Origin of the sequence: Streptomyces sp. NPDC051907, assembly GCF_040681075.1 — a bacterium.
GTDB lineage: Bacteria > Actinomycetota > Actinomycetes > Streptomycetales > Streptomycetaceae > Streptomyces.
In genome coordinates this window covers 1-3590 of sequence record NZ_JBFAYB010000208.1, presented here as the reverse complement: position 1 = coordinate 3590, position 3590 = coordinate 1, and the positions used below count along the sequence as shown (strand labels likewise).

4 protein-coding genes are annotated in these 3590 nt (G+C 70.1%); 3 read left to right on the top strand and 1 reads right to left on the bottom strand.

Features of this window, described 5'->3' with window-relative positions:
- Positions 1–89 (top strand): adenosylhomocysteinase (locus tag AB0M39_RS41615; protein ID WP_365370172.1); only part of this gene is annotated, 89 nt, incomplete at its 5' end.
- Positions 90–479: 390 nt separating this feature from the next.
- The gene (locus tag AB0M39_RS41610) at positions 480–1094 is read left to right on the top strand and encodes a hypothetical protein (RefSeq protein WP_365374297.1); all 615 of its coding nucleotides are present in this window, start codon (positions 480–482) and stop codon (positions 1092–1094) included.
- Positions 1095–1147: 53 nt separating this feature from the next.
- Here AB0M39_RS41610 and AB0M39_RS41605 read toward each other — a convergent pair whose 3' ends face one another.
- Positions 1148–2113 (bottom strand): RDD family protein, encoded by a 966-nt coding sequence (locus AB0M39_RS41605; RefSeq protein WP_365374295.1) that lies wholly within the window; start codon positions 2111–2113, stop codon positions 1148–1150.
- Positions 2114–2234: 121 nt separating this feature from the next.
- Between AB0M39_RS41605 and AB0M39_RS41600 the strand changes: the two genes are divergently transcribed.
- On the top strand, positions 2235–3242 hold the full coding sequence (locus AB0M39_RS41600; RefSeq protein ID WP_365374293.1) for a stage II sporulation protein M: 1008 nt from the start codon (positions 2235–2237) through the stop codon (positions 3240–3242).
- Positions 3243–3590 lie beyond the last annotated feature (348 nt).

Genomic DNA, 3590 nt, shown 5'->3' with positions numbered 1-3590 from the left:
TGCGGCTGACGACGCTCCGTCCGGAGCAGGCGGCGTACATCGGCGTCGAGGTCGAGGGCCCGTACAAGCCCGACCACTACCGCTACTGAGCCGCCCGCTGCCTACCTGCTGAGGACACACCCCGGCAGGTAGGCGCCGGCAGTACGTCAGCACCGCAGTACCAAGCAGGCCCCCGCACCCCCGTGTCGGGGGCCTGCCTCGTACCGGCCTAGAGATCCCGGCCTGGAGATCCCGGCTTCAAGCGGTGCCATTCCGGCACGGCACCGCTGCGGCACGGCACCCGCTCCGGCAAAGCGCCCGCTCCGGCACGAAGCCGTTCCGGCCACGAACGGCTCGCCCGGAAGGCGCCTCACGGCACTATGGCCTCACAGCACTGAGGCCATCCGGCCCCAAGGCCCTACCGCGCCCACACCGAGTGACCTCGGCGCCAAGACCTCCACGCACCACGAGCCTCATCGCACAAGGACACCCACGCGCCCATGCCCCGCGGCCGCTATTCGCTCCATGATCTGCACGATCACACCCCCCTCGGCGAAGAACACTTCCACTGCGCCCCCGGCCCATCCGGCTGGCGATACGTCTCCCAGACCACCACCCCCTCCGGCGATCACGCCGGCTCCGTCGACCTCGCCCTCGACGAGCTCGGCCGCCCCATCCGCCTCGAACTCCACGCCGCGAGCTGGCAGGTCCGAGGCGCCGCCCTCGACGGCGTCACCTGGGTCCGCACCGACCCCACCGGCTCCCATGCCACCGAAGGCAACGTCCGCGCCCACGCCTTCACCGGCACATCCCCCGCGTTCCTTATCGCCACCGCACGTCTCCTGCGCCTCACCCCCGGTTCCCCCTCGACGCGTGTCCGCCTCGTCGCCTTCACCGACCCGGTCCTGGCCCCCCGCACCGTCGACCAGTCCTGGGCCCTGCTGAAGAGTGAAGCGCACGCCACTGACAATGGCCTGCTGATGGTGGACGAATACCAGGTCAGCGCCCTGGACACGGGCGAGCAGCACACCGTTCACATCGCCGGCGACGTGGTTCTGTCAGCCCCCGGCATCGAACTCGAAGACCTCGAGACCCCGCCCTCGGTCTTCCCCTGACCTGAGGCCCGCCGAGTCGCCGAGACGCCCAGCCCGTAGAGCCCCCCGTGCTCCTACGCGGGCGGCGCGAACCCGGTCGACGGAGCCGGAGCCGGAGCCGGAGGCGTCCTGCCGTCCACAACCGGCGGAGGTACGACGGGAAGAACAGGCACAGCGGGAGAGGCGAGCACGGGCACAGCGGGAGAGGCGGGCACGGGCGAACCGGGGGAGGCGGGCACGGACGGAACAGGGCCGACCCCACCGGGCCCCCCGCGCCCACCCGCTCCGGCCCCCGCGGCGAAGGCCCGCCGTGCGTCACGCGCCTGCCGCTCGTTCACCACCGCGGCCAAGTACGCGGCCGGCGGCACCTCCGCCGGCGCGGGCGTACCCGTGCACCTCGCCAGATCCCCGGCCAGCCGCCCCGCCATCTCCCAGCCCACCGCCGGGTCCAGCTGATTCATGCGGGTCAGGTACTGACGTATCGCAAGCCACAGATCATCCGGCACCCCCGACAGGTCCAGCTCGGCGAACCGCCCCACCAGCCACGGCGGCGGAGGCGGCATCGCCATCGCCCGCCCCGACGGCACCCGCTCCCGCACCACCAGCGTCCCCGCGAAGACATCGCCGATCCGCCGCCCCCGCGCCGACACCAGCGAAGCGATGCAGGCGATTACCCCGAACGACATCAGGATCTCCACGACGCCCATAGCGCCCCGCACCAACGCGTGCCGGAATCGGATCGGCCCCCCGTCGTCCCGCACCACCCGCAGCCCGCACGCGAGCTTCCCCAGCGAACGCCCATGGCTGAGCGTCTCCACCGCTATAGGCGCCCCCACCAGGACCAGCAGGAAGGTCGCGATCGACACGGCCATGACAGCCGCCTCGTCCAGCGCCGCGGTCGCCAGCCCGAGCCCGATCGACATCAGGAGATACGCAGCCCAGACCACCGCAAGATCGATCACGAGGGCGAGCGCCCGACTCGGCAGCCTCGCCGTCTGCAAGCCCAAAACGACCGCGTCCCCGGTCACAAGCGCACTCACCGCTGCTGCCCCCTCATATGGACCTTCCCTGCCCCGCGTTTCCTCAGTCTGCCAAGCTGATCCGCAGCGCGCCGCAGTAGTACGGACCGTACGCACCCAGTGCCTGGAGCAGCAGCCGACTATGGACCTCGACGTCTTCGTGACCGCCCACCGCGCCGAGTGGGACCGCCTGGACTACCTGCTGCGCAGGGGACGCCACCTCACCGGCGCCGAGGCCGACGAACTCGTCGCCCTCTACCAGCGCACGGCCACACACCTCTCGCTCATCCAATCGAGCACCCCCGACCCGATGCTGACCGGCCGCCTCACCCAGCTCGTGGCCCGCGCGCGCTCCACGGTCACCGGAACCCGCCGCGCCTCCTGGCGTGACGCCGTCCGGTTCCTCACCGCGGGCTTCCCGGCCGCCGTCTACCGCTCGCGGCACTGGTGGATACCGACGGCGGTCCTGTCCACCCTCCTCGCCGCGATCATCGGCTGGTGGATCGGCGCCCACCCCGAAGTCCAGTCGGCGATCGCGGCCCCGGACGAGCTCCGCCAGCTCACCCGCCCGGGAGGGGAGTACGAGACGTACTACTCCAGCCACCCGGCAGCGTCCTTCGCGGCCCAGGTCTGGACGAACAACGCCCAGGCGGCCGCCATGTGCCTGACCCTGGGCGCGTTCCTGTGCCTCCCGGTGATCTGGATCCTCTTCCTCAACGTGCTCAACCTGGGCGTCGGCATCGGCCTGATGTCCTCGGCGGGCCGCCTCGACGTCTTCCTCGGCCTGATCCTCCCGCACGGCCTGCTCGAGCTCACGGCCGTCTTCGTCGCCGCCGGCACCGGCCTACGCCTCGGCTGGACGGTCATCGACCCGGGCCCGCTATCCCGCCGCACAGCCTTGGCTCAACAGGGCCGCGCAGCACTCGGCATGGCCATCGGCCTGGCGCTCGTCCTGTTCGTATCGGGTGTGATCGAGGGCTTCGTGACCCCTTCCGGCCTGCCGACCTGGGCCCGTATCGCCATCGGAATCGCTGCTGAGCTGGCATTCCTTGTCTACGTGTACGTCCTGGGCGGCCGAGCCGCCCGAGCGGGCGAAACCGGCGACGTGGAAGCGGCGGACCGAAGCGCCGAGCTACCGGCCGCTGCCTGATGTGCGTACGACCCTTCTGACCTGCTAGTCTCCTCCTCGCCCACAAAACCGTTGACACGGATGGCGTGGGGAGGTAGATTCAAACGGTTGCCCCGGACTGGACAGGTCCGTGAGCGGCCGTTAGTATCTCTCTCGCTCTCACCGGAAATTGAATTTCCGCAGAGCCCCCCGACTCCTTATCCGGATCACGAAGCCGATTCGCTCGGCCGAAATGCTTCTGATAAAGTCGGACTCGCCGGAAAGGGAAACGCGAAAGCGGAAACCTGAAAGGCACCGAGGAAATCGGACGCGAAAGAGTCTGATAGAGTCGGAGACGCAAGACCGAAGGGAAGCGCCCGGAGGAAAGCC